The sequence below is a fragment of the Marimonas arenosa genome (assembly GCF_030848945.1).
Taxonomy (GTDB): domain Bacteria; phylum Pseudomonadota; class Alphaproteobacteria; order Rhodobacterales; family Rhodobacteraceae; genus Marimonas; species Marimonas arenosa.
The window spans coordinates 176,751-202,314 of record NZ_JANHAX010000006.1 but is presented as its reverse complement, the minus strand read 5'-3'; the positions used below and the strand labels follow the sequence as shown (position 1 = coordinate 202,314).

18 protein-coding genes are annotated in these 25,564 nt (G+C 63.9%); 9 read left to right on the top strand and 9 right to left on the bottom strand.

Features of this window, described 5'->3' with window-relative positions:
• Nucleotides 1–49: 49 nt before the first annotated feature.
• Genes NO357_RS17980 through NO357_RS17955 form a run of 6 tightly spaced genes read right to left on the bottom strand, consistent with a single transcriptional unit; the run spans nt 50 to nt 7,213 of the window.
• On the bottom strand, nt 50–1,435 hold the full coding sequence (locus tag NO357_RS17980) for an FAD-dependent oxidoreductase (protein ID WP_306737118.1): 1,386 nt from the start codon (nt 1,433–1,435) through the stop codon (nt 50–52).
• On the bottom strand, nt 1,416–2,282 hold the full coding sequence (locus NO357_RS17975) for an isocitrate lyase/PEP mutase family protein (protein WP_306737117.1): 867 nt from the start codon (nt 2,280–2,282) through the stop codon (nt 1,416–1,418). The genes NO357_RS17980 and NO357_RS17975 overlap by 20 nt, the downstream gene beginning before the upstream one ends.
• Nucleotides 2,279–2,899, bottom strand: a complete 621-nt coding sequence (locus NO357_RS17970; RefSeq protein WP_306737116.1) for a cysteine hydrolase family protein — start codon at nt 2,897–2,899, stop codon at nt 2,279–2,281. The genes NO357_RS17975 and NO357_RS17970 overlap by 4 nt, the downstream gene beginning before the upstream one ends.
• Nucleotides 2,899–4,959, bottom strand: coding sequence for a hydantoinase/oxoprolinase family protein (locus tag NO357_RS17965; RefSeq protein ID WP_306737115.1), 2,061 nt, complete (start codon nt 4,957–4,959; stop codon nt 2,899–2,901). Before NO357_RS17965 ends, NO357_RS17970 begins: the two co-directional genes overlap by 1 nt.
• A complete protein-coding gene (locus NO357_RS17960) occupies nt 4,956–6,650 on the bottom strand; it encodes a hydantoinase B/oxoprolinase family protein (RefSeq protein ID WP_306737114.1) in 1,695 nt (564 codons plus the stop codon). Before NO357_RS17960 ends, NO357_RS17965 begins: the two co-directional genes overlap by 4 nt.
• Complete coding sequence (locus tag NO357_RS17955) at nt 6,647–7,213, bottom strand: nuclear transport factor 2 family protein (protein WP_306737113.1); 567 nt, start codon at nt 7,211–7,213, stop codon at nt 6,647–6,649. The genes NO357_RS17960 and NO357_RS17955 overlap by 4 nt, the downstream gene beginning before the upstream one ends.
• Before the next feature lie 147 nt (nt 7,214–7,360).
• On the opposite strand from NO357_RS17955, the gene NO357_RS17950 reads away from it, so the two are divergent.
• From NO357_RS17950 to NO357_RS17910, 9 genes are all read left to right on the top strand, one after another.
• Nucleotides 7,361–8,164 (top strand): GntR family transcriptional regulator, encoded by an 804-nt coding sequence (locus NO357_RS17950; protein WP_306737112.1) that lies wholly within the window; start codon nt 7,361–7,363, stop codon nt 8,162–8,164.
• The gene (gene leuC / locus NO357_RS17945) at nt 8,161–9,567 is read left to right on the top strand and encodes a 3-isopropylmalate dehydratase large subunit (RefSeq protein ID WP_306737111.1); all 1,407 of its coding nucleotides are present in this window, start codon (nt 8,161–8,163) and stop codon (nt 9,565–9,567) included. The genes NO357_RS17950 and leuC overlap by 4 nt, the downstream gene beginning before the upstream one ends.
• On the top strand, nt 9,567–10,178 hold the full coding sequence (leuD, locus tag NO357_RS17940) for a 3-isopropylmalate dehydratase small subunit (RefSeq protein WP_306737109.1): 612 nt from the start codon (nt 9,567–9,569) through the stop codon (nt 10,176–10,178). The genes leuC and leuD overlap by 1 nt, the downstream gene beginning before the upstream one ends.
• Nucleotides 10,179–10,279: 101 nt before the next feature.
• A complete protein-coding gene (dctP, locus tag NO357_RS17935; RefSeq protein WP_306737108.1) occupies nt 10,280–11,293 on the top strand; it encodes a TRAP transporter substrate-binding protein DctP in 1,014 nt (337 codons plus the stop codon).
• A 56-nt stretch (nt 11,294–11,349) separates the two neighbouring features.
• Complete coding sequence (locus NO357_RS17930) at nt 11,350–11,856, top strand: TRAP transporter small permease (protein WP_306737107.1); 507 nt, start codon at nt 11,350–11,352, stop codon at nt 11,854–11,856.
• Nucleotides 11,856–13,163: a TRAP transporter large permease gene (locus NO357_RS17925; protein ID WP_306737255.1), complete on the top strand. Its 1,308-nt coding sequence runs from the start codon at nt 11,856–11,858 to the stop codon at nt 13,161–13,163. The genes NO357_RS17930 and NO357_RS17925 overlap by 1 nt, the downstream gene beginning before the upstream one ends.
• A gap of 314 nt (nt 13,164–13,477) precedes the next feature.
• Complete coding sequence (locus NO357_RS17920; protein ID WP_306737105.1) at nt 13,478–15,622, top strand: S8 family serine peptidase; 2,145 nt, start codon at nt 13,478–13,480, stop codon at nt 15,620–15,622.
• A gap of 10 nt (nt 15,623–15,632) precedes the next feature.
• A complete protein-coding gene (locus tag NO357_RS17915) occupies nt 15,633–16,949 on the top strand; it encodes an MBL fold metallo-hydrolase (protein ID WP_306737104.1) in 1,317 nt (438 codons plus the stop codon).
• 483 nt (nt 16,950–17,432) lie between these two features.
• On the top strand, nt 17,433–18,047 hold the full coding sequence (locus NO357_RS17910; RefSeq protein ID WP_306737103.1) for a hypothetical protein: 615 nt from the start codon (nt 17,433–17,435) through the stop codon (nt 18,045–18,047).
• 52 nt (nt 18,048–18,099) lie between these two features.
• Here the strand turns inward: NO357_RS17910 and NO357_RS17905 are convergent, their stop codons facing one another.
• The 3 genes from NO357_RS17905 to speB all read right to left on the bottom strand — a co-directional run bounded on the left by NO357_RS17905 (nt 18,100) and on the right by speB (nt 25,555).
• Entirely contained in the window at nt 18,100–20,592 is a 2,493-nt protein-coding gene (locus tag NO357_RS17905; RefSeq protein WP_306737102.1) for a DUF3131 domain-containing protein, read from the bottom strand.
• On the bottom strand, nt 20,589–24,047 hold the full coding sequence (locus NO357_RS17900; RefSeq protein WP_306737101.1) for a glycosyltransferase: 3,459 nt from the start codon (nt 24,045–24,047) through the stop codon (nt 20,589–20,591). Before NO357_RS17900 ends, NO357_RS17905 begins: the two co-directional genes overlap by 4 nt.
• A 542-nt stretch (nt 24,048–24,589) precedes the next feature.
• Nucleotides 24,590–25,555, bottom strand: coding sequence for an agmatinase (speB, locus tag NO357_RS17895; protein ID WP_306737100.1), 966 nt, complete (start codon nt 25,553–25,555; stop codon nt 24,590–24,592).
• Between the last annotated feature and the right edge of the window lie 9 nt (nt 25,556–25,564).

Genomic DNA, 25,564 nt, shown 5'->3' with positions numbered 1-25,564 from the left:
GTCTGGGGCCTTTCCAGGAGAAACGCCACCGATTAGCGCCGGGCGCGACTTAGCTGGCCGAACCGCCGGCGCGGCCGGCGACGCGACCGAGGACCACCGCGCTGAGCAAGCCATTGCCGGACAGATAGCCGCTGTCCGATTTGCCGGAAACGCCGCAGGCGGCACCGCCGCCGGCATAGAGATTGGGAAACGGTGTGCCGTCGCGGTTGAGGACCTGCGCGGTTTCGTTCACCTGAAGCCCTCCCTGGGTGTGGAACAGCGCGCCGGTGACGCGGACGCCGCAATAGGGCGCGGCAAGCGGGGTCAGGCCAAAAGAGCGGCCGAAGAGGTCGGTGCCGCCGAGCGGAATCGAGGCGATGGTTTCGACCAGAGCCGCGGCGGGCAGGCCGAGCTTCCGGGCCAGGGCGTCGAGCGTGTCGGCGGTTTTGATGGCGCCGGCGGATTCGGCGCGTTTGAAATCCTCGAACTGGCGGGCGACGGTGGCGATGCGCGCATCGAAGATGGCGAAGGCTTCGCCGCCGGGCTGGGCGAGGACGGCGCGGGCGGCCTCGGAATAGCCCTGTGCCTCGTTCCAGAAGCGGCGTCCGTCGCGGTTGACCTGCACGCCGCCTTCGGTGATCACCGCCCAGGTGATCAGGATGCCGTGCGGGTGGGCGACGTTGCCGTGGCCCTGATAGGCGCCGAGATGGTCGGTGGCGGCGCCGAGCGCCTCGCCCCAGAGCACCGCCTCGCCACGGTTGCCGTCATGACCGAACCAGAGGCCGTTCTCGATCTCGGGCATGTGGCGGTGGACCAGCGTGCGGTTGCCGCCGAAGCCGTTGCAGGCAAGGATCAGCCGGGTGCAGCCGATGGTCTCGGTGCCTCCGTCGGGGCGGGTGACGGCGACCCCGTGGATGCGACCGCTGTCACGAAACAGTGTTGTGGCGCGGCGCTCGCAGATGATGTCGATCCCGGCATTTTCGCAGACGGTGCGCAGCGCGTCGATCAACTCGGCGCCCGAGCGGGTAGGGAGGCCGTGCATGCGGCGGCGGGAATGGCCGGGATAGTCGAAATCGGTGACCAGCGAGAAGGGCAGGCCGTGGGTGTCGGTCAACCAGTCGATCACCGGCGCGGCGTTGCTGGCGAGCAGGTCGACCAGCGCCGGGTCGTTTTCGCCCTTGGCCTTGGCCTGGATGTCGGCGGCGAACCGTTCGGCACTATCGTCGATCCCGGCGGCGCGCTGGATTTTCGTGCCGGCGGCGGGGATCAGCCCGGCGGAAAGCGCGGTCGAGCCGGATGGCACCGGGTCGGCCTCGATCACCAGCACCTGCTGGCCGGCCTCGTGCGCCGAGAGCGCGGCGACAAGGCCGCAGGCGCCGGCACCGATGATCAGGGTTTCGCAGGTGATGTCGAACGCGGACGGGGGCGGGGCGACGTCAGCTGTCGGTTCCGTCATAGCGCGCGCCTTTCTCGAGCATCTCACCGGTGCCGATCACGTCGTTCAGCCCGTTGAAATCGAACATCCGGTCGGCAAAGGGGCGGTTCGAGCCATTGGCGGCGAGGCTCTGGTAATAGTCCTGCGCGGTTTTCGCCAGCGCCCGGACGATGCCGCCGGGGAAGATCACGATGGAGAAGCCCTGGTCTTCGAGATCGTCGGCGCCGGTGATCGGGGTGGCACCGCCCTCGACCATGTTGGCCAGAAGCGGCACGCGGCCGGCGAAGTGATCGGTGATGCCGGCCAGCTGTTCGCGGCTTTGCGGCGCTTCGATGAACAGCACATCGGCGCCGGCTTCGAGATAGGCCCCGGCCCGGTCGATGGCGGCGTTGAAGCCTTCGACCGCGATGGCGTCGGTGCGGGCGATGATAAGGGTGTCGCTGGACGCCCGGGCATCGGCCATGGCAGCGACCTTGCCGGCCATCTCGGCGGCCGGGATCAGCGACTTGTCGGCCAGGTGGCCGCAACGTTTGGGGTAGGTCTGGTCCTCGACCTGAAGCGCGGCGGCGCCGGCGCGTTCATAGACGCGCAGGGTGCGTTGGGCGTTGAGCGCATTGCCGAAGCCGGTGTCGGCGTCGATGATCACCGGCAGGTCGGTGCGGTCGGCGATCAGCGCCATGGTGTCGGCCATTTCGCTGGCCGTGGTCAGGCCGATATCGGGGCGGCCAAGGCGGGTGTAGGCGACCGCCGCGCCGCTGAGATAGAGCGCCTCGAACCCGGCGGCTTGGGCCAGTGACGCGGTGAGGCCATCGTAGACGCCGGGGGCGACGAGGATGTTCTTTTCGGTCAGCCGGGTCTTGAGGGTCATGCCGCGCCCTCCAGCCATTGCAGGGCATCGGCGCAGGTCATCTGCTGGGTGACGGTGCCGAGCGACAGCAGCGTGGCGTCGTGGACCTCTTGTTTGAAGGCGGCGCAGCCATCGGTCAGCATCACCGTGTCGATGTCGCGCAGATGCGCATCGCGCAGGGTCGAGGCGACGCCGCCATTGGTGACGATACCGCCAACGATCAGCCGGTCGATGCCGGTGGCGCGCATCAGGTATTCCAGCCGGGTCTGGTAGAAGGCGGAATAGGCCACCTTCTCGATCACGAAATCGGCCGGGTGCAGCGTGTCGACCAGCGTGTGGCCAAAGCTGCCGGGGGCGAAATCGCCCTTGCCCAGGAACGGGCGCAGCTGGCGCAGGTGCGGCGCGATCAGCGGCTCGCCGTCGCGGTCGGGCACCAGGGTGAACTGGGCGGAAAAATAGCGCCCGCCCTTTGCGCGGATGGCCTTGGCCAGTGGCGCGATGCGGTCGGGCAGGGCAGCGATGCTGTCCGCCGTTTGCCCGGCGCGGCCATAGGCGCCCTTCGGATGGATGAAGTCGTTTTGCAGGTCGATGGTCAGCAACGCGGTGCGCGCCAGGTCCCAGGTTTTCGGATCGCTCATCAGGCTTCCTTTCCGGGTTCGATGATGGTGTTGCCGAAACGGTCGACGCGGCCTTGCAGTCCCGGCTCGATCAGCACGGTTGTGTCGGGCTGTTCGAGGATGGCGGGGCCGTAGATCACCGCATCGACGGGCAAGGCGAGCCGGTCGTAGATCGCGGTGTCGTGCCATGCGCCTTCGAAATGCACGCGCCGGGTGGATTTCGGCGCGGGCGGTTCCGTGGTGGTCGGGGCAAGGGTGGCGAGGTCGAATTTCGGCCGTTTGCCGGTGACCGCGCTGCGCAGGTTGAGGATGCGCCGCGTGCCGTTCTTCAGCAGCCGTCCGAAGGTGGCGGCGTAGGCGGTGTCGAAGGCGTCTTCGATCTGCGGTTTCGTGGGTGGTGTGACCTTGCCGTTCTCGATCTGCGCCGGGACCGGGACCGAGACCGTGTGGGTCTGGCCGATATAGGCCATGTCGAGTTCGAAGCTGACCTCGCGCGCCTCGAAATTGGTGCGGGCGGCGTCGAGCAGCGCCATGCCCTGGTCGGTGTGATCCTGCATGAAGCCCCCGAGCGTGGCCTCGTCGAGCGTGGCGACCAGCGAATTGACGGTCTGCACGAAATCCTGGCGCATGTCGGCGATCACGCAGCCCATCGCCGAGGTGACGCCGGGATAGCGCGGCACGATGGCGCGCGCGATGCCGACTTCAGCCAGCATGGCGCCGGCATGCAGCGCGCCGCCGCCGCCGAACGGCATGAAGGCGAACCGCTTGGGGTCGAAGCCGCGTTCGATGGAAACGAGCCGGATGGCGCCGGCCATGCGCGAGTTGGCGACCCGCAGGATGGCCTCGGCCGCTTCCAGCGTCGACAGGCCCAGCGGGGCGCCGACATGGGCATCGATGGCGTTTGCCGCGGCGTCGGTGTCCAGCCGCTCGAGCTTGCCGCCGATCGGATTGTCGGGGTCGATCCGGCCCAGAACGACGTTGGCGTCGGTCACGGTGGGGCGGTCATTGCCGAGGCCATAGGCGACCGGGCCGGGGTCGGAGCCGGCGCTTTCGGGGCCGATGTTAAGCAAGCCCCCCTTGTCGACCCAGGCGATCGAGCCGCCGCCAGCGCCGATGGTGGTGATCTCGATCATCGGGGTGCGCACGACCATGCCGAAATCGATCGCGGTCTGGGGCGACAGCATCGACTGGCCGCCGGCGATCAGCGAGACGTCGAACGAGGTGCCGCCCATGTCGCCGGTGATGACGTTGTCGAAGCCCGCGCTCTGGGCGATGTAGCCGGCCGCGATCACGCCCGCGGCGGGGCCGGACAGGGCGGTGCGGATCGGCAGGCGGCAGGCGGTGTCGACCGCCATGACGCCGCCGTTCGACTGCACGATCATGAATTCGCCGTCGAAGCCGCCCTTTTGCAGCGCGGTTTCCAGCCGGCCGATATAACCCGAGACTTCCGGCTGAAGATAGGCGTTGAGCGCGGTGGTGGAGAAGCGTTCGAACTCGCGGATCTCGGGCAGGATTTCATGGCTGGCCGAAACGTGGGGGTTGGGCCAGATGGCGCGCACGGCCTTAACGGCGGCGGCCTCGTTTTCCGGGTTGGCATAGGCGTTGGCGAAGAGTATCGCCACGGCCTCGCAGCCGTTGTCCTGAAGTTGGCGCGCGGCGTCGCGCACCGCGTCGAGATTGACGGCGGTGCGGATGGTGCCGTCGGCCAAGGTGCGTTCGGGCACCTCGAGCCGGTCGCGACGGTCGACCACTGGTTCGAAGTCACCGCGCAGGCCCCAGGTGCGGGGCCGGTCGCGGCGGCGCATTTCCAGAACGTCGCGAAGCCCTTGCGTGGTGATCACGCCGGTGCGGGCGCCTTTGCGTTCGAGAAGGGCGTTGGTGCCGGCGGTGGTGCCGTGCACGACGACGGCGATCTGCGACAGGTCGGACACCTCGCGCCCGATGCCGTCGAGAAAGCCGCCGGACTGGTCGGGCTTGGTGGTCGGCACCTTGGCGACGCTGGCGGTGCCGGTGGCCTCGTCGAGAACGAAGACATCGGTGAAGGTGCCGCCGACATCGACGCCGATCATGCGGGCGCTCATGCCTGACCCTCCCGCCAGTCTGTTCCGTAGGTCCGGTCGGCCTCGGCGGCGCTGATCAGTCCGCGGGCGACGTCGCGGGCGATGGCCTCGGGCGCGCGATCGCTTGCCGCGCCGTACCCGCCGCCGCCGGGAGTCTCCAGCCGCACCGCCTGGCCCTGTTTCAGCCGGATGCCGCGCATTTTCGAGGTGAGTGGTGGGTGGTGCCAGCCGTCCTCTTGTTCGTAGGAGAAGATGTTGAGCGCGCCGTCACCGCCGCCAACGATGCCCTTGGGGGCAAAGCACCCGCGTTCGCCGAACAGGAAGGCCTCGGCGCCGTTTTCCTCGAGCACTTCGATTTCATAGATCGCGCCCAGCCCGCCGCGATGGGCGCCGGGGCCAGCGCTGTCGGGGCGCAGCGCCCATTGCCGGAACATCACCGGGTAGGCGGCCTCGAGGATCTCCATCGGCGGGATGGTGGCGGTGGAAATCGGCGCATTGCCGTGGTTGAGCCCGTCGGTTTCGGGCGAACCGCCGTGGCCGCCGCCATAGAACGAGAACATCACCCAGGGCTGGCCGTTCTTGCGTTTGCCGGCGATCGACAGCGCGTTGATCGTGCCATAGGCATTGGCGACCACGCGGGTGGGTGCGGCCTTGGCGAAGGCGGAAAACACCACGTCGATCATCCGCAGGATGGTTTCGGTATAACCGCCGGTGGGGGCGGGAAACTCGGCGGACAGCAGCGAACCCTCGGGCACGATCACTTCGATCGGGCGCATCACACCGGCATTGGCGGGCAGGGCCGGGAAGATGTGCTTGATCGCGACATAGGCGGTGGCCACCGTGGTGGGCAGGGCAATGTTGACCGGGCCGGCGCATTGCGGTGAGGAGCCGGAAAAATCGAGGGTCATCTGGTCGCCCCTGATTTCCAGCGCGACGCTGATCCTCAGCGGTTCGTCGGTGATGCCGTCATTGTCGAGAAAGTCCTCGGCCTGCCAGCGGCCGTCGGGCAGATCGGTGAGTTCCGAGCGCATCAGCGCCTCGGCGCGGTGGCCGAGCGCTTCGAGCGCGGCGGCGATGGTCTCGGCGCCGTATTCGTCCAAAAGTTCGTCCATCCGCCTGACGCCGAGATCGAGCGCGCCGAGCTGGCCGTTGAGGTCGCCCATCGCCGATTGCGGCAGGCGGGTGTTGCGCAACAGGATGTCGATGATGTCCTGGTTGACCTCGCCGGCGCGGGCGAGTTTCACCGGTGGCAGCACGAACGCCTCCTGAAATACTTCCGTGGCTGCCGGGTTGTAGTTGCCGGGCACGTTGCCGCCGACATCGTGCCAGTGGCCGACCGAGGCGAGATAGCAGAACAGTTCCCCGTCGCGAAAATAGGGCCGGACCAGGCGCATGTCGGACAGGTGCGTGCCGCCGATATGGGCGTCGTTGAAGATGTAGATGTCGCCGTCTTCCAGGTCGCCGTCGGCGGCGGCCTTCTCGATCACCGCCTTGACGGCGAAGGACATCACGCCGACGAAGATCGGCAGGCCGGACTTGCCCTGCACCAGCGTGTCGCCGGTTTGCGCATGGTAGAGGCCGTGCGAGGCGTCATGCGCCTCGGCGATGATCGGGTTGAAGGCGGCGCGGAACAGGGTCGCGTCCATCTCGTCGGCGATCTGCTCCATCCGGCCGGCAAGCACCGAAAGGGTGATGGGGTCGATCTCGCTCATGCGTTTGCCTTGACTTCGGCCATGTCGTTCCAGACGTCCTGGCGGGTGATCTTGCCGCCTTCGATTTCGAACCGGTCGATGAAGCGGATGCCCGAGAAGGGCGTGCCGTCGAGCCATTCGCCCGACAGCGTGCCGAAGCAATAGACCAGCGCCGCCGCGCCGTCGCTTTGCATCGCGTCGAAGCGGTCATAGGTCTTGGTGACGAAATTGTAGCGCGGTTTCGACCAGGCGATCAGTTCTTCCAGTTGGGTCATCGGGGCGGCGCCGGGGAATTGCATGGTGAAGTCGTCGCCCAGCATCGCCTTGGCCGCATCGAGGTCGCGGCGCTCCATCGCGGCGAGGTAGTCGCGGACGAATCGGGCCGGATCGGGCCGCGCCGGCGCCGGGCTGCGAGGGCTTCGGCCGCGAAAGTACTGGTCGGCGGGCAACTCGTGAATCATCACCGTTATCGCGTCGGGCGCGGCGGGGACGACGAATCGCACCGCGTCGGTCAGCGCCTCGCCAAGACGCCTTTTTTCTGTGCTGTCGTAGCCCTCTAGCACATGCAGCTCGACAATCGGCATGCAAGCCTCCCCTGGCAGATTTGTATTATGCATAATACAGGTCGGTGCTTTTTGTTAAGCCAAAAATGCCCGCTCCAAAAATACAGAAGCTTGATTTTCTCAAAACCGGCGATACCATCCGATCGGAATAAGGGAGGATTACCCGGGGTGGACACCAAGGGATCATCGCTGCTTCCGGAAGGGGCCAAGGCACGCTTGGTCTATTTGTCGTTGAAGGACGAAATCGCCGATGGGCGGCTTGCGGATGGCGATAACCTTCCGGGTGAACAGCGCCTTGCCGAAACCTTCGGTGTGTCGCGCGTCACCGTGCGGCGGGCGCTCGATGCGCTGTCGGCCGACGGGCTGATCGAACGCCGCGTCGGCAGCGGCACCGTGGTGCGGGCCAACGGCTTCGGCAAGAAACCGGTGGCGATGGATTTCACCACGCTGATGCCGCAACTGGTCGAGATGGGGCAGAGCACGACCGCGAGGCTGCTGTCGTTCTCCTACGGTCCGGCGCCTGATTTCGTGGCGCGCGCCATGAAGCTCGGCGCCGACGAGAAGGTCCAGATCGCGACCCGCGTGCGCAGTGCCGACGACCGCCCGTTTTCGCACCTGACGACCTATGTGCCGGAAACGATTGCCCGGAATTATTCGGAGCACGACCTGGCGACGACCCCGCTGTTCAAGCTGTTGGAACGGAGCGGGGTACATATCGGCGATGCGCAGCAGTCGGTGTCCGCGACCCTGGCCGGGCCCGAGGTGGCCGAGGCGCTGGAGGTCGCGGTCGGCTCGGCGCTGTTGTCGCTGCGCCGGGTGGTGCGCGACGAGACCGGCAAGGGGGTCGAATACCTGTCGGCGCTTTACCGTCCCGACATGTTCCGCCTTGAAATGGCGCTGACCCGCGTGGGCAGCGGCAGTTCGCGGCACTGGGAACCCGCCATCGGCAAGACCGAGGCGGACGTGGCATGAGCGCACCGGCCACCCTTCTTGACAAGCTTTGGGCGGACCACGAGGTGCTGCGCCGCGACGATGGCACGTCGCTTTTGTGGGTGGACCGGCATCTGGTGCACGAAGGCTCGCACCACGCCTTTGCCAAGCTGTCGGCGCGCGGGCTGCCGGTGGCCCAGCCTGACCTGACCTTTGCCGTGGTCGATCACTATGCCCCGACGCGCAACCGCGACCGGCTGGACGATCCGCAGATTGCCCGGATGATCCACACCCTGCAGGACAATGCCCGGGCCCACGGGTTGCGGCTTTTCGATCTGCACGATCCGAACCAGGGCATCGTGCATGTGATCGGGCCGGAACAGGGGCTCACCCTGCCGGGGCTGTTGATCAACTGCGGCGACAGCCACACCTCGACCCACGGTGCCTTCGGAGCGCTGGCCTTCGGGATCGGCGCGACCGAGGTGGCGCATGTGCTGGCGACCCAGACGATCTGGCAGAAGAAACCGGCGGCGATGCGCATCCGGGTTGAAGGGGCGCTGTGCGAAGGGGTGACCGCCAAGGACATCGCGTTGAACTGGATTGCCCGGCTGGGAGCGGACGGGGCGCGTGGCCATGCGGTGGAATATGCCGGCAGCGCCATTCGCGGCCTGTCGATGGAAGGGCGCATGACGCTGTGCAACCTGTCGATCGAGGGCGGGGCGCGGTTTGGCATGGTGGCGCCGGATGACACCACGTTCGCCTATGTCAAGGACCGCCCGTTCGCGCCGAAAGGCGCGGATCGGGACGCCGCGCTTGAGGCCTGGTCGATGCTGGTCTCGGACCCGGAGGCAGAGTTCGACCGCGAGGTGATGATCGAGGCGGGTGAGATCGCCCCGACCGTCACCTGGGGCACCAGCCCCGAACAGGCGCTGCCGGTCGATGCCACCGTGCCAGATCCTGCGCGACTGCCGAGTGAAAAGGCCGAGACGGCGCGCGCGGCGCTCGATTACATGGGGTTGCAACCGGGTCGCCCGATTGCCGGAACGCCGGTCGATCAGGTTTTCATCGGCTCCTGCACCAATGGCCGGATCGAGGACCTGCGCGCCGCTGCTGCCGTCCTGGCCGGACGCAGGGCACGGGTGCCGGGGATGGTGTCGCCGGGCTCGATGCTGGTCAAGAAACAGGCCGAGGAGGAGGGGCTCGACCGGGTCTTCACCGCCGCCGGTCTCGACTGGGTCGGCGCGGGGTGTTCGATGTGCGTCGGCATGAACGGTGATCTGGTTGCGTCCGGACAACGTTGCGCCTCGTCAACCAACCGCAATTTCCGTGGCCGCCAGGGCCGCGGCGCGCGCACCCATCTGATGAGCCCGGCGATGGTGGCCGCCGCCGCCGTCACCGGCGAAATCACAGATGTCCGCGCCTTGCTGGCCGGGAGGGCGGCCTGATGGCGGGTTGGGCATTTCACAAAGGGCTGGCTGTGGCGCTGCCGCGCGACAATGTCGATACCGATCAGCTGATCCCGGCGCGATTTATGTCGGTGCCGCGGTCCGCAGGCTATGGCGATTACCTGCTGCACGACTTGCGCCGCGACGAGGATGGCGCGCTGCACCCCGATTTCCCGCTCAACAGGCATCCAGCCGCCAGTATCCTTGTCGCGGGCCGCAACTTCGGCAGCGGCTCGTCGCGCGAGGCGGCGGTCTATGCGCTGGTCGATGCCGGGTTCCGCGCGGTGATTGCGCCGAGCTTCGGAGATATCTTCGCTGGCAATGCCGTCAATAACGGGTTGTTGCCGGCCCGGGTGAGCCCCGAGGACGCGGCGGCGCTGACGCAGGCGCTGCATGGGGCGACAGCCGAAGCCACGGTTGACCTTGAAACGGGCGAAATCATGCTGGGCGATCTGCATGTGGACTTCTCTCTCGATGACAGCTGGCGCACCAAACTGATCAACGGATGGGACGATATCGACCTGACCAGACAGCATTCCGACGCAATTGCCCGGTTCCGGGAGGGTCGCCGACAGGTGGCGCCCTGGGCCTGGCCCGCGGCGGAGGCATGAGATGCGCCGGGCATGACGGCGCAAACCGGCATCGGGGAAGGTGCCAAAACCCAACAGGGGCAAAACCGAGAACCCGCCCCGACCACACATGGAGGAATACGATGAAGATGAATATCCTGGGCGGCATCCTGGCCGGCTCGACCCTGATCGCCAGCGTGGCGCAGGCCGAAGATACACTGTCGGCAGTGCATGCCTTTCCCGAAACCCTGATCTATACCAAGAGCTTTCTGTCCTTTGTCGACAAGGTGAATGCTGCCGGTGAAGGCGTGGTGCGCATCGACGTGCGTGGTGGGCCGGAAGCCATCGGCATGTTCCAGCAGCCTGACGCGGTGCGCGACGGCATCGTCGACATGGTTTACACGCCGGGATCGTTCTATGCCGGCGTTCTGCCCGAGAAAGACGCTCTGGTGGCGTCGAACCTCACCGCGGTCGAAACCCGTGAAAACGGCGGCATCGCGCTGATCGACCAAGTCCACCAGGAGAAGATGGGCGTGAAATACCTCGGCTGGTTCGACAGCGGTGTCTGTTACAACCTCTGGACCCGCAACGAGCCGACCTTCGACGCAAATGGCAATCTCGAGGTCGAGGGTCTGAAGCTGCGTGGCAATGCGGTTTATAATGCGTTTTTCACCAACTATCTCGGCGCGCAGGTGATCGACCTGCCGACCGGCGAGGTTTACTCGGCCCTGCAGCGCGGTGTCGTGGATGCCACCGGCTGGACCCAGATCGGGCTGATTGACCTGAAGTGGAACGAGTTTCTGAATTACCGGATCGAGCCGTGCTTCTTCTCGACCGATCTCGGCGTGATCATCAACCTCGACAAGTGGAACAGCCTGAGCGACGAGTCGAAGAAGGTCCTGCAGGACGTGGCGATCCAGCACGAAAAGGACAGCGTCGCGGCGCTGCGCGCCAAGCGCGACGAGGATTTTGCGGCACTGGAGGCGGCCGGCATGAAGGTGGTTTCGCTGGAAGGTGAGGCTAAGGCCAACTATCTCGCCGCGGCGCGGGAGAAGACCTGGGAGCGGATGAAAAGCGTGATGGCCGAGCAGCCGGGCGGTACCGGCAACTATGACAAGCTGATCGAGCTCTTCTACGATCTCGACGCCGCCAAGTAAGACCGAGCCGGGCCCGCCATCGAGGCGGGCCCGGGTTTGCACAGGGGCAGGGGCTGATGATTGCCGTGACACGCGCCTACAGCGCGCTTCTTTATGCGATGGCTGTCGTGGCCGGGGCCACGCTGGTGTGGCTGATGGTGTCGGTGATCGTGTCGGTGCTGATGCGCAACCTTGGCCTTCAGCCCTTTGCCTGGCTGTTCACTTCGGCCGAATACGGGCTTCTCTACATGACTATGCTTGGTGCGCCCTGGCTGGTGCGGGAAAAGGGCCACGTTCATATCGAACTGGTCACCGCGGCGTTGCCGGCGCGACTGCGTCGGGGCTTGAGCCGGCTGGTCGCGGCGGCTTGTGTCGCGGTCTGCGTGATCCTGACCTGGAAGGGCGCGGACCTGTTTCTGACGAATATCGAGCGCGGTGACTATGACGTGCGCGCCTATTACTTTCCGCGCTGGCTCCTGACCATCGCCTTTCCACTAAGTTTTGGCCTGATGGCGGTGGAGTTCGCCCGCTTCGTGTTTGGCGCCGAGTTGATGCATACCGGCGAGGCGGGGATCCACGAATGATGGAGTGGTACGAGGCGCTGGCCCTGCTCTTGGGCACGATCATTTTCTTAATGGCCATCGGCATGCCGGTGGCGCTGGCCTTTCTTGCCGCCAACATCATCGGCGCCTGGGTGTTCATGGGCGGTGAGCGGGGAGTGGCGCAGCTCTTGAACAACGGGCTGGGGGCACTGACGAAGTACGCGCTGGTGCCGATCCCACTGTTTCTGCTGATGGGCGAGATCTTCTTTCATACCGGGCTTGGCGGGCGAATGTTCAACGCCATCGACAAACTCTTGGGCCGGCTGCCGGGGCGGCTGAGCTATGTCACCGTGCTGGGCGGCACTGCCTTTTCGACCCTGTCGGGTTCGTCGATGGGCTCGACCGCGCTTCTGGGTTCGCTGATGGTGCCCGAGATGAGTCGGCGGGGATACCAGTCGCACATGAGCATCGGGCCGATCCTCGGCACCGGGGGGCTGGCGATCATCATCCCGCCCTCGGCGCTGGCGGTGCTGCTAGCAACGCTGGCGCAGATCGACGTGGCCGCGCTGCTGATCGCCGGTGTTGTCCCAGGGCTGATCCTGGCGTCGTTCTACATCGCCACGATCTGGCTGCAGACCCGGATGAACCCCGATGCCGCCCCGGCCTACGATGTCGAGCCGATGTCACTGGGCCGCAAGCTGGGCCTGCTGGTCACCGAAGTCGTGCCGATGGTCGGGGTCATGGTGGTGATCATCGTGCTGATGATCCGGGGCTTTGTGACGCCGTCCGAAGCGGCGGCCTTCGGTGCGCTGGGGGTGTTGATCCTGGCGGCGCTGTTCCGCTGCCTGACCTGGGAGTCGATGCGGAAGTCGGTGGTTGGGGCCTTGCGGGTGACGCTGATGGCCTATCTGATCGTGTTCGGTTCGGCCACGTTCAGTCAATTGCTGGCGTTTTCCGGCGCCTCGCGCGGGCTGGTGAACTGGGCCACCTCCTTCGATCTGGCGCCGCTCGCGATGCTGGGTGTGATGTTCGCGGTGCTGCTTCTGCTGGGAATGTTCATGGAGCAGATCTCGATCATGCTCCTGACCGTGCCGATCTTCTTTCCACTGGCCAACACGCTGGGGTTCGATCCGATCTGGTTCGGGCTGATCATGCTGCTGTCGCTGGAGATCAGCTTTACCACGCCGCCCTTCGGGTTGTTGCTGTTCGTGATGAAGGGAGTGGCGCCGCCGGGCACGACAATGCGCGAAATCTATACCTCGGCCTTCCCGTTCATCGGCTGTTCGCTGTTGCTTGTGGCGCTGCTGGTGGCCTTCCCGCAACTGGCCTTGTGGTTGCCATCGCTCTAACATAGGGGTTTCGAACCTGCGCGTCGCTGTTGAACAAGAGCGTAAGTCGGGCCGGATCACCTTCGGCCCGATGAATCAAAGGCCAATCGCGCACCACCACTGAAATGGGAGCACTTGGGCGGGGTTGAAGAGCCCGCCCTCCGACGACGTGTCCATGTCACGCCGCAAACTTTCCGTCGAGACGCCGACTCGCTGCGTCTGAAACGGTACTCGCGTAGAAGTCGCGACTTCTTGCGTTTTTCCCGCATTGCGTTTGGTGTTTTGAGCGTTTTCAACTATCCTTTTGCTTATTTGTTTCAATTGCCGAGATTGCCATGACGTATGATCCATCGCCCGCCCGACGCATTCATCCGTTGCTGCGCGTGATCCGAAACGGTGATCAAACCGTGAATTCCTGCCGCGCCAAGATCTCGGGGCGGGTGTTTTCTGCGGCCGAGCCAAAGCCGGAAAAAAAGGGACTCGAACTTCTGAATCTCGCGGGCGCTCAGCAGGCCGTAGCGCTGCACGACCCGAGTTCGGAGATCGATCTGGTCAGCCTCACCAGCCGGCAATTGACCAAGCGACCGAAATGGCCCGAAGTGGAACCGGCGAGCACGTCATTCGTCAATGTCAGCATCGAAGTGACGCCGCGACCCGACGACAAGGGCAGCGATGGGTCGGACGTTGCCGCTGAGCGCATTGCTGCGGCCTGTCGCAACGCCCTGCCCAAGGCCAAGAGCAAGCGACCGCCGGGCATGGTCAACCGGCGCGGTCGGCTGATATCGGCGACGGTGCCGGTGTCCTTTCTCGACACGTTGTGGACCGATCCGGACGTGACCTTCGTGCAGCCCGCGGAAACGCTGAGCATCGACTTGCCGCTGGAAGAGGGGGATACGGGGCGGACGGAGCGCAAGATTGGCGGCGAAGATGTGCACGGCAGGGGTGCAGGTATTCTGGTGGGCATCATCGATGTCGGCGGCTTCGATTTCGCCCATCCGGATTTCCTGCGCGCCGACGGTACCACCCGGTTCAACCGCATCTGGGACCAGGGTGGCAGTTTCCGAACGACCGCGGCGCATCTGGGCTATGGCTGCGAGTTCACCCAGGCGCAGATGAACGATGCGATCCGTGCCGAGGCGGCCGGCGGCCTTCCGGCGACCGAGATCGAGCGACAGTCGCAGCGCAGCCCTGGATCGCACGCCACCCATGTCGCCAGCATCGCCGCCGGAAACGAGGGTGTCTGCCCCGAGGCCGAGATCATCGCCGTGCTGGTCGACGTGCCGCTTCCCGAAGAAGACCGTGAGCGGCGCGCCTTTACCTTCTCGGACAGCAGCCGGATCATCGATGCCATCGAATACCTGATCGCCACCGCTAACGAGATCGGCAAGCCGATCACCATCAATGTGAGCCTCGGCACAAATGGCGGGGCGCATGACGGGTCGAGCGGGGTGACGCGCTGGATCGACTCGGCGTTGACGGTGCCCGGGCGGTCGGTCTGTTTCGCCGCTGGCAATGCCGGCCAGCAGGACTCGACCGGACCCGAGGATTTCGGATTTATCATGGGGCGGATCCATACCAGCGGGCGGATTCCGGCGCGCGGTCTCGATACCGAGATCGAATGGGTCGTGGTCGGGAACGGCATCGCCGACATCTCGGAAAACGAGCTGGAGATCTGGTACAGTCCGCAGGACCGGTTCGAGGTCGAAGTGCTGCCGCCGGGCGACACCACCTGGCTGCGCGCGGCGCCTCAGGAGTATTTCGAAAACGAACGCCTCAGCGACGGCACCACGGTGTCGATCTATAACGAGCTCTATCATCCGGCGAACGGCGCGAATTACATTTCGATCTACTTGTCGCCCAACCTGACGCCGGGCCAGTTCCGCGGTATCCGCGCCGGGGTCTGGCGTGTCCGCCTGCGCGGCGTGGACATCCGCAATGGCCGTTTTCACTGTTGGATCGAACGTGATGATCCGCGCAATCTCGGCGCGTTCGGGGGGATGCAGTTCTGGCGGTTTCCGTCCTTCTTCACGGAGGCTTCGAACGTGGATTCGCATTCCATCTCGTCACTGGCCTGCGGCAATAACGCGGTGGCAGTGTCAAACTACGATGCTGCAAGCAACCGCATGAACATCACCTCGAGCCAGGGGCCGACGCGGGACGGGCGTTTCAAACCCGACATTGCGGCGCCGGGCTCGAAGATCCTGGCGGCGAACGGCTTTGACTCGAGGGACGCGTTGTGGACCGCGAAGTCGGGCACCAGCATGGCGAGCCCGTATGTCGCGGGGGTGATCGGGCTGATGCTGAACGCCAATCCCGGGCTCAATGCTGCGCAATGCCTCGGGATTCTCCAGAGGACTTCGCGGCCGTTGCCGGGAGGCACCTATGACTGGGTCAACGACGCGGGGTTCGGCCGGATCGACCCGGAAACAGCGATCCAGGAGGCGGCGTCGTTCTCGAACCGCCGCGATTTGAACGCGTGATGAGGGCGGCATGAAACTCAGAATCTTCCAGTCTGACAAGGGCGACTGCTTGTTGCTGCAAAGCCGTGACGGCAAGAATGTGCTGTGCGATGGCGGCATGGCGCGGGCCTATCGCGCCCATGCCCGCCACCTGTTGCCGGATCTGATCGGCGACGGGGGGCGTCTGGATTATGTCTATGTCAGCCACATCGATCAGGACCACATTTCCGGCGTGCTCCAGCTTCTGAACGATGCGCTGGATTGGAAAGTCTTCGATCACCACCAGCAGAACGGCGTGTCCAGCGTGCGGGAACCCGATTTCCCGCGCCCGGCGGCGATCGGCGGGCTGTGGCACAATTCCTTCCGCGACCAGGTTGGCGACAATGCCGGCCCGATCGGCGACCTGCTGGCGGCGTCGGTACCGGTCCTGTACGGATCGGCAGTGCCAGATCTGGTCGACATGGCCCATGATGCCGAGAACATCGCCAATTCCATTCCCGAGGCGCTGAAGGTGTCGCGGATTTGCAAGCCTGACCTTCTGGACGTCGTGGTCAATGAGTTTCCCGGTTCAGCCGGACCGGCTAAGCTGCTGTATTTCCGCGACCAGCCGCAATCCTTCCACGTCGGCGATCTCAAGTTCACCATCATCGGCCCCACCGAGAGAGAGCTCGACGATCTGCGCCAGGGCTGGAACAACTGGTTGAACGATCCCGAGAAGAACAGCGTCGCCAAGGTGCGGGCGGAGATGAAGAAACGGGTCGAGGCGTTTGCTGCCGGTCAATTCGTTGGATCGCCCTTCGATCTCAGGAACTGGAACGGGGTCAAGGATTTCGAGGGGGTGACGGTACCCAACGTCGCGTCGCTGATGTTCATGGTCGAGGAGGATGACAAGAAACTGCTTCTCACCGGCGACGGCCAGCAGGACAAAATCCTGGATGGGCTCGACGCGGCCGGGTTCCTCGACAACGGCCATCTGCATGTCGATGTGCTCAAGATCCAGCACCACGGGTCGGAGCACAACATGGACCGGGACTTCGCACGCAAGGTCTCGGCCGATCACTACGTGTTCTGTGGCGACGGCAGTCACGGCAACCCGGAACCGGAGGTGCTGGACATCGTCTTCAAATCACGGATCGGTCCGGCATCGCGACGCGCCCTGGCGCCCGAGGCCGAGGACAGGCGGTTCAAGTTCTGGTTCAGCACGCGGGCCGACAAGCTGCCGACGCAAAGCGCGAAGCGCCGCAATTTCGAAGAGGTCGAGGCGAAGATCGGCAATTGGGAAAGCGAACACGGCGACCGGTTCTCGGCGGAGTGGGTCGCGAGGGACTACCGCACGCTGACGATCTGACGCGTAATCTGCGCCCGGCTCTGTCGAGGGGTCACGGCAGCACCCGGACGTATCCGGGTCTTTACGAACCGCCATCGTGACATTGCGCAGGATGCGCGCGTCTGTTCGGAATGGCTTGTCGCGGCGAAGGGGGAATTCGCAGGGTCTCTCGCCGTTGGTGTCCCAGCCTTCTGAGCTCGAGTGTTCACGAACAGAGTTGGTTGACGATCGCTCGGCGTGCTGCGCGGCCCGACCCTCTGCGATCGAAGCAAACTGTGCGCCGCCGGTTCTCGGCCCGGCGGTTTGGCAAGGCATGCAGACTGTCAACCTGATCGGGGGCAGTCGCGGAAAACCGCTAAGATTCTATAGAAAAAACCGGTGTCAGACGGGCGGCAATTAAGCCGCCGTTCACCGTGCCTTCCGATGTTGGTCACACCGGAAGCGTCACCTTCGTTACCGCGAAATGCGGCGTTTCCGGACGTTTTCAAGCTTCTGGAGGTGCCCATGCCGAAATCTCTCTTCAAGACCGTTTCGTTGGTTGGCTGTGTCAGCGTCGTAACGGGCTGCATGTCAACAACCGATACGGCGACCCGTAATGTCGTGGTGTCGACATCGGGTGAGCCACAGGCCTTCACCAAAGTCGCCTACGCTAGCAAAAATACCGGGACGATGCGGGCCTTCGTGACCGGCTACAGTTTCTGGGACAACACGCCGCCGGGATCGGCCCGAATTGCACGCCCGATCATTCACCGTCAAGCCGGGGGGACGGGAACCTACGACGACCCGATAACAGTCGCGGTGGGGCACTCGAAATCTGGCGGGCGAAGCCGGATGGATTTTCCTGCCGGTACGCGGTTCTATTTCCCGAACCTGAAAAAATACGGCATCGTTGAGGATCTTTGCGGCGACGGTCCGCGGCCGCAGAACGGTCCGTGCCACACCGGCTATGGCGGGCTCGCGTGGCTCGACATCTATGTCGGCGGCCGCAGCGTCGGGTCATCTGCCGCCGACAGATGCATGAACGCGATCACCGGTGTACAGAACGTTGTGATGAACCCGTCGCCGGGACTGCCGGTTCATCGTGGCGAGATCGCGCTTTCGACCTGTCGCAGTTCCTGAGGGGCTGACGCAGTCTTTCGCGATTACCCCGATCTCGGGCAACTGGTTGTCGTCATCCGGTTTCGCGCAGTAAATGGGAAATGGCCTGCAGGATGATCCCGTTGGTGTTGAGATCGGCATAACCCGAGGTCGGGCGTTGCGTTTTCACATTGACGCCGGACACGAAACCGACGGTATTGCGGCCTGTTTCGCGCGCGAAATCAAGCAGCCTGCGCGTGAAATCGCCTGGCTGGTAGGCTGCCCACAAAAACGCGGCCTTCGTGCTGAACGTCAACAACTCGTCTGCTGCTGCATCGGTCATGTATTCCGGCTCGTGGGCAACCGTATCCAGACGCCAGCTGCGCGGTCCTGACCCCAGATTGAGACCCTGATAAATAAACCACGGGGGCTGGTCTATCGGGGTTTCCGACGGGCAGAGCAGACGACCGGACTCGCGGAATTCTTCCTCCATTGCCGCAAGTAGAACCTCGGCCAGGTAGCGGCTTTCCGGCGACATTCCCAACTCCATCGCTTCCAGCAGCAGCGGTTCGGTGCCCAGCGGTCCGATCCTGGAGACGGCCTCCAGCATCGCGATTTCGCCATCACCCGGTTCTCGACCTTGGAAGGTCTCGTACGGCGACGCGACATCCAGCCCCCAGCGCCGGAAGGCAAGCGCCGAATAGTGCGCGCAGTGCGAACCGTAGGTCGAAATCAGCTTTCGCCCGATCACCGAATGAATCTTGCGGTCGATCAAGATCTCGTCAAGGTCCCAGGAATCCACCAGTTTCCCCAACGCATCGCTCATCCCGAACCGCCGGCGTACGTTGTCCAGCGACGACATCAGCCTGCCGCCATCACAGCCATCGAAGTCGCGGATGCCCCAACGGTGCCGGTCGGTCCGGATCCAGCCTTGCGGCAGAAGCCGGTTGTCGGTTTCGCGACCGCGGAGGTTCGGAAAAATGCGCCGGAACCTTGTTTCGGCGTCTTTCCTGTCGATCAGCCCGATTTCCGTTGCCGCAACGATTGCATTCAGGTTGCTGCCGACATCCCACATCGTCACGGCTCGGTGGACCTTTCCGCCTGGCCGGGAATCCACCGTTGCCGGAGCGAGCCCCGTCGAGCGCTCGGTGTATTCTTCGAAGTAGCCCCAGGCTTGGCGGGCGTCCTCGAGAAGGCGGGCGCGGTCCGCGTCGCCGGGCTTGCGGGCCGGTTGCCGGGGCACATCCGCGACCGCGGCACGTGTCAATCTGTGACGTATTGCGACGGGCTCATTGGTGTGCAGCGCCGCCGCCAACTGGTTGACTGGGACGTACTGAGTGATTGCGTCCTGACGCAGGGCCTGCAGATTGGCCAGTGTCCGCCGGCGTTCGTTCGCGCGCGATAACTGATCGGCGGTCAGGGAAATCACGATATCTTCCCCCCCGCTCAGGCGCGGATCGATGTCGGTGGCGGGACTGCCCGGCAAGAAGCGGACAACTGGCAAATGCAGAACCGAACAGCCATCGATGCCCAGGTCCCGGGACTTTCCGCCGGTAAACAAAACGGCATGACCCGGCCCTAGCTTTTGAGTTGCGGACATGCGGGACGGGCCGTCACCACCACACGCAAGGGTTACCGGGGTGAGCGTTGCGCCTCGGTCGGTGCGGTCGATCCAGAAGGCCTCGCCCGCGGGTCTGAGAGCGGACGGAATCTGGACCTGCGCGAGCGCGTCGCGGAAATCCGCAATGACCTCGTGCTGCGCCGGCGTGGCGGTTTCGGGTAGTTCGAGCACCACCGATACGAGCCGCCTCTGATCGAAGTTATCACGCAGTTGCAGGTCGGACACCGTCATCAGCGCGAGTTTGCCCGCCAACTCGCGTTGGATCAGCGTCTCGGCAAAACTGGCCGTCCAGGCGTAGAGTCGGTCTTCGACGACGTCCGCCAAGCTGTCGGCAGAGAGATAGAACAGCACCGCGTTCTCCTCGCCGCTGTCTCCGGGAAGAATGGAGAAACTGGAGTCCGGATCGACCTGTTGTCCGCCAAAGAACCGCACCACGCCGTTGCGCCAGCTTTCGGATCGCACCGTCGCATCGGTCTGCGGCCGGACGAGCACGTTGCGTATTCCCGACGCCCGGACACCGGTCGGTTCGTTGGGCTTTTCGACGTCGTCGCATAGGACGGTTCTCAGCGGGACAGACGCCGGAGACACGCCGAGAAGACGGCCAAGCCGGTTGCGGGCGGTGAAGACGGCGCGAGACTGAAAATAGGGCGAAAGGCCTGAAAGGCCGGGAAGTTCGACCGCAAGGTCGACGCCGTTTCCATCGCTGATCAGCGCCTGCAGGGTAGCGGCCAGTTTGCTTTCGGCCTCTCGGTCGTCCGGGAGACGGATGGCGCAGGTGATCCAGATGCCCTGGTCCAGAAGCGTTTCCACGACATGCATCAGAAAGGCTGGTTCGGTGTCGGCCGAAATATCGGTGATCACCACCGCCGCCGACAGGATGCCGGTATCCGCTGCGGCCGGCCTGACCGGTACCGTTGTGCAGATACCGGCTGCAAGCGTGGATGCCAGGAAACTGCGTCTCTTCATGCCGCCCTTCGCCAAAGCTGGAACCGTTCCCTGCGGCTGACGCGTCCCCACCCGGCGAGGCGGCCGGTGACGGCGCGCAGCACCGAACGGTAGACCGAGAAATACAGCAATTGACGATAGAAGAAACGCTGGAATGGGAACAGCCAGAGCAGATGCATGCTTTCGCGCTTGTCGGTTTTCAGCGCATAGGCGGCAACGAACAGGTCAAGCAGCGGCAGGATCATGTATGCCCAGATCAGATAGGTGGGGGTGTCGGACACCGCGGTGCCGATGTCGCCCGACCAGGTGCCCGCAAAGGTCTTGTAGAGGAGCAGCAAAACGAAGGCGTCTGCAATCGGCGCGAGAAGCGGGAAGAGATAACCAAATATCAGCATGTCCGGGATGGACATCAAACCGACGGCGCGGCGTTCGAAAAAGGCGCTTTTGTGCTTCCATGCACATTGGAACATGCCCAGCGACCACCGCAAACGCTGGCCAAGCAGCTGGCGAACCGTCTCCGGCGCTCGGGTGAAGGCAACGGCTCTGTCTTCGTAGGTCACGCGATACCCGGCGCGGTTGACGGCGATGGTCAGATCTGCGTCTTCGGTCAGGGTGTCGTTACGGTAACGGCCCGCCTCGCGCACGGCGGCTGTGCGCCATGCGCCGACTGCGCCCGGAACGACAAGAATACCATTGACCAGATCAAAGGCGCGGCGATCGAAGTTTTGCGCGGTGACGTATTCGAGGGCCTGGAGCCGGGTCAGAAGGTTCCGACGATTGGCAACGGTGATCTTGCCGGCGACAGCCCCGACTCGCGGATTGGCGAACTGGCGGACAAGATGGCCGATGGCCTGGGGTTCGATTTCCGTATCCGCATCAATACAGACGAGAATTTCGGAACTGGTATTGGCGACTGCGGCGTTCAAAGCCGCCCATTTTCCCTGATTGAGCTGTGCGTAGATGTGAACCCGGGGATTGTTCCGGAACCGAAGGACTTCGTCGAAGGTTTCGTCCTGTGACCCGTCGTCGATGACGACGATATCGAAATTCGAATAGTCGCTGGCCAGCACGCTGGTGATGCATCTGCGGATCGCGTGTTCCTCGTTAAAGGCCGGAATCACCACGGTCACCTTGGGTTCGAAACCGGGGTCGATCGGAGGTACGCGCTGCCGTCTGTGCGCCAGAACCAGGATGATCAGCATCCGGATAACCCCGATGCCAAGCACCGTCCAGAAGACCGTTTCCAGACTGAACCAGGTGACCGAAAGAAACTCGAACGACAACCGGTCGAATACCAGCCAGCGCCCGCTGACTTCCGGCATCAGGTCGGCACGCGTGGTGCCAAGAAGATCCGACAGCGTCGTAAATTCGTAACCCTGAGCGCGCAAGTCCCTTATGATCAGCGGCAGGGCTTCGACCGTGGCGGTTCGATCTTCGCCGCCATCGTGTAGAAGAATGACATTGCCGCCGCCGTTGTTCACCTCGCCGACAACATAATCGACGATCGCCTCGGACGACATACCGGTCCAGTCCTTGGGCACAATGTCCATGCCGGAGATAATACCGCCCTCGCTTTGAACCCACTCCAGCGAACGCACCCGGCTTTCCTCGATCGGGCCGCCCGCTCTCAGAAAGGGTTCGCGGTAGAGCAGTGTCTTGTGGCCGGAATAGCCCGCGATCAGCTTGGCCATCATCCCGTGCTCAAGCTCGGTTCGGGAGTGCGAAATCTGATCCATACGCGGATGCGAGAAAGTATGAGACCCGACTTCGTGCCCCTCGGCAATCATGCGGTTCAGCAGGCCGGGTTCTTCCATGACGCGTGAGCCGACAACGAAGAACGCACCGGGTGTCTGGGTCGTTTTCAGCGTGTCGAGAATGGCAGTGGTGTAAACAGGGTCCGGGCCGTCGTCGAAGGTCAGCACGAGCTTGCTGGCTGGGGCCTGGCCATAGCGTTCGAGTTCGTAGGGACGCGGCATTTGGCGATAGGTTGCCGCGGTTATCCTGCCCGTCACGGGGTCGACATCCACCTCGCGAAATCCGGACCGGGGCCGGCTGACCACACGCAGAAATGGGCCTTCGCCGCGATAGGAGACGTAGTTGCTGAACCGCAAGTCGCTCAGGTCCGACCGCAGTGCGGTCGGGTCTCTGGTCTCGTTGGCCAACACCTTCCAGATGCCGGGATCCTCGCGCCCCAAAGACCACAGAGCGATATTTCGGATTCCGAGGCCCTCGAGCGTCAGGATTGCGTTGTGCGCCGAGGCCGCATCGAGCAACCAGACCTTGTGGCTGCTGCGGGATTTGTCGCGGTAGGAACTGAAACTGTTGCCGATCTCGGGGCTGAACGAAAGCTCAGCGCCGGCGCCACCGATGCGCTTCCAGGCTTCGACGACCGGCAGGGTTTCGGGCAGGGGTTGCCTGGTCGTCCATTCGGCTGCGAAACTGCCGATGGCGATCGTCAACCTGTCCGGGCCGATCGCGGCCAGCGCGCGTTCCGCAAGATCCTCAAACCAGGCTTCCGCGGCGAGAGGGCCGGGCGGACTGCCGATCCAAGGCTCGCGAAAAGCCTTGAGGATCACGGTGTCGAACGCTTGCATCAGCGCACGGTTTTCCCAGATCGACTGGCGTGCCGACAGGACAATACATGATTGGCGTCCGGCCTCGTGCAGCCGCGCAGAGACGCTGTTGAAGACCGGCGCAAGGGTCTGGAGCTGCTTTGCGTCGAGCTGTTTGAAATCGAGACATAGTCCGGCCGCGTCGAAGGCTTCGGCCGTGGCCAGAAGATCGCCTGTGATCTTGTCGGTGGTTGTCGGTTTTGACAGTTGCGCCAGGAAATGGTCAACGTCGTATCCGGTTTCCAGCAGGACCGTCGGCATCAGCAACGGCGGCGTATCCGTGGTTCTGCGGTAAGTCTCGATGGCTTCGCGAACGCTGGGATCAGCGGGAGTGACACGAAGGCCGTGCTCCGCGATTTCCGGTGCCGTCTCGATCGTGATCCAGTCTGGCACCAGCACACTCAGCGTGCCGCAGCTTTTCTTCAGTGACAGCGGCGCCCATTCCAGTTCGGTCGGGACGTGGCCGAAATACCTGTTTGCGCCGGTGTCGGCGAACGCTGCGAATGGTGTGTTCGGAGCGTTGCGGCAGGTGGTCTCCTCGAGGCCCTGGGCGAATGCTGCGCGAACGAAAAAACCGCGATGCGCGTGATGATCTCCCGCTTCGTGATCCTCCGCATCGCCATGGTGTTCGCTTTCACTCTGGTTCAAGCTTTCGATCGTCCACCACAGCCGAACCTCTTCGATGAAGCCCGAGATCGGAAACGACCTTCCGAAGAATAGGACGGACCAAACGAGCAGAACGGACGACGCCAAGAGAAACAGCCGGCGCACGCGTTTCCGACGACTTAGGCTCGGGTCGTGAAAAACACGCTCATCCCCGGGATCCTCGACATCGAACAGGAATTGGTATGCCCCAAGTGTCACTTGTGGTTCACTCCGGCGTTTCCACGGGAAAGCCGCTTTGCTCCCCGCACGTGGGGAGTGACCTTCCCGGCCTGGTTTGAAGCGGGCCCTGGGCAACTATTGAAATTGAAGGCAAAACGCCCCGCAGAAAAACCCACTCGTGACACGACGTCACTCCCCAAATGGGCCCCCACCCTCGGGCACATTACAGATTGTGGCGAAGACGTGGCAAGTTTTAGACGAAACTTGATGAAAATATGGCGTCAAAAGGACGTGAATCCGGCGTTAATCCTCGGCGTTTTCCGCGTATTGTTGAATTGCTCAATCTAAGGTCGATTATATCTTCGTATACTCGCCTTCTTTTTTTCATCAAACCGAGTCGCAACCGGATTGCGCGGTCTGCGGGTCGAGAGCCGCGACTCACGCAGATTGTCCCGGCTTGACAGCGCCACTGGCCGAACGCCTCCCACCAATATCGTCTCAGCCGACGGGCTGCTCGGAAACCGGCCTGTCAGCTCTGCGCGGGGGTGCTGGTGTGCCCCTTGCCGGCGGATGGACAAAACCTACTCGGGGTAGATGCCGGCTGCGATATTGCAGAGCATTTCAAAGATGATCGAAACGCCCAGAAACGCCGTGGCGCCGCTTGAATCGAACGGCGGGGATACCTCGACGAGGTCTGCTCCGACGATGTCCACGCCATTCAGAAGACGCGCAACCATCAGGGCCTCGTATGAATTGGGGCCGCCGACTTCGGGTGTGCCGGTGCCTGGAGCGAAGGCGGGATCGACAAAGTCGATGTCGTAGGAGACGTAGGTCGGTGCCGTTCCGACGATTTCACGCGCTTCAGACATGACGTCCTGCGGGCTACGGGCATGGAACTCTTCAATGGGAATGATGCGCACCCCGACCGCGTCGGCGAATTCGCGGTCCTCGCTATCGTAGGCAGTGCCACGAATGCCGATCTGAACCACCCTTTTCGGATCGAGAAGCCCTTCTTCGATGGCCCTGCGAAACGGAGTGCCATGGGTGTATTGCGTGCCGCCGAAATAGTCCTTGAAGAGATCGGTATGGCTGTCGAAATGGATCATACCCAGCGGGCCGGACCTGGCCAGCGCCCGGAGGATCGGCAGAGACGAAAGATGATCGCCACCCGCCGTGAGAGGAGTGATGCCAGCGGCAACGACCTTGTCATAGAAACTGGTAATGCGGGTCATGCTGTCGATGATGTCCGCCGGGTTCGGTGGCACATCGCCTAGATCGGCGCAGTTGACGATCTCGAACGGACGCACTCCGGTGGCGCCGTTCTGTGCCCGTATCATCGTCGACATGTCGCGGAGCTGCCTGGGGCCATGCCGCGGCCCGGGCCGGTTGGTCGTGCCGCTATCCCATGGTACCCCGATCAGACCGACCTGAACGTCCTTCAGGCGCGGGTCGTCAAGGGTGACATGCGGCAGTCGCATGAACGTCGGCACGCCGGCGAAACGTGGCAGGTCGAACCCTGAAACCGGGTGAAAAAACGGGTCGCTCATCTTTGGTCC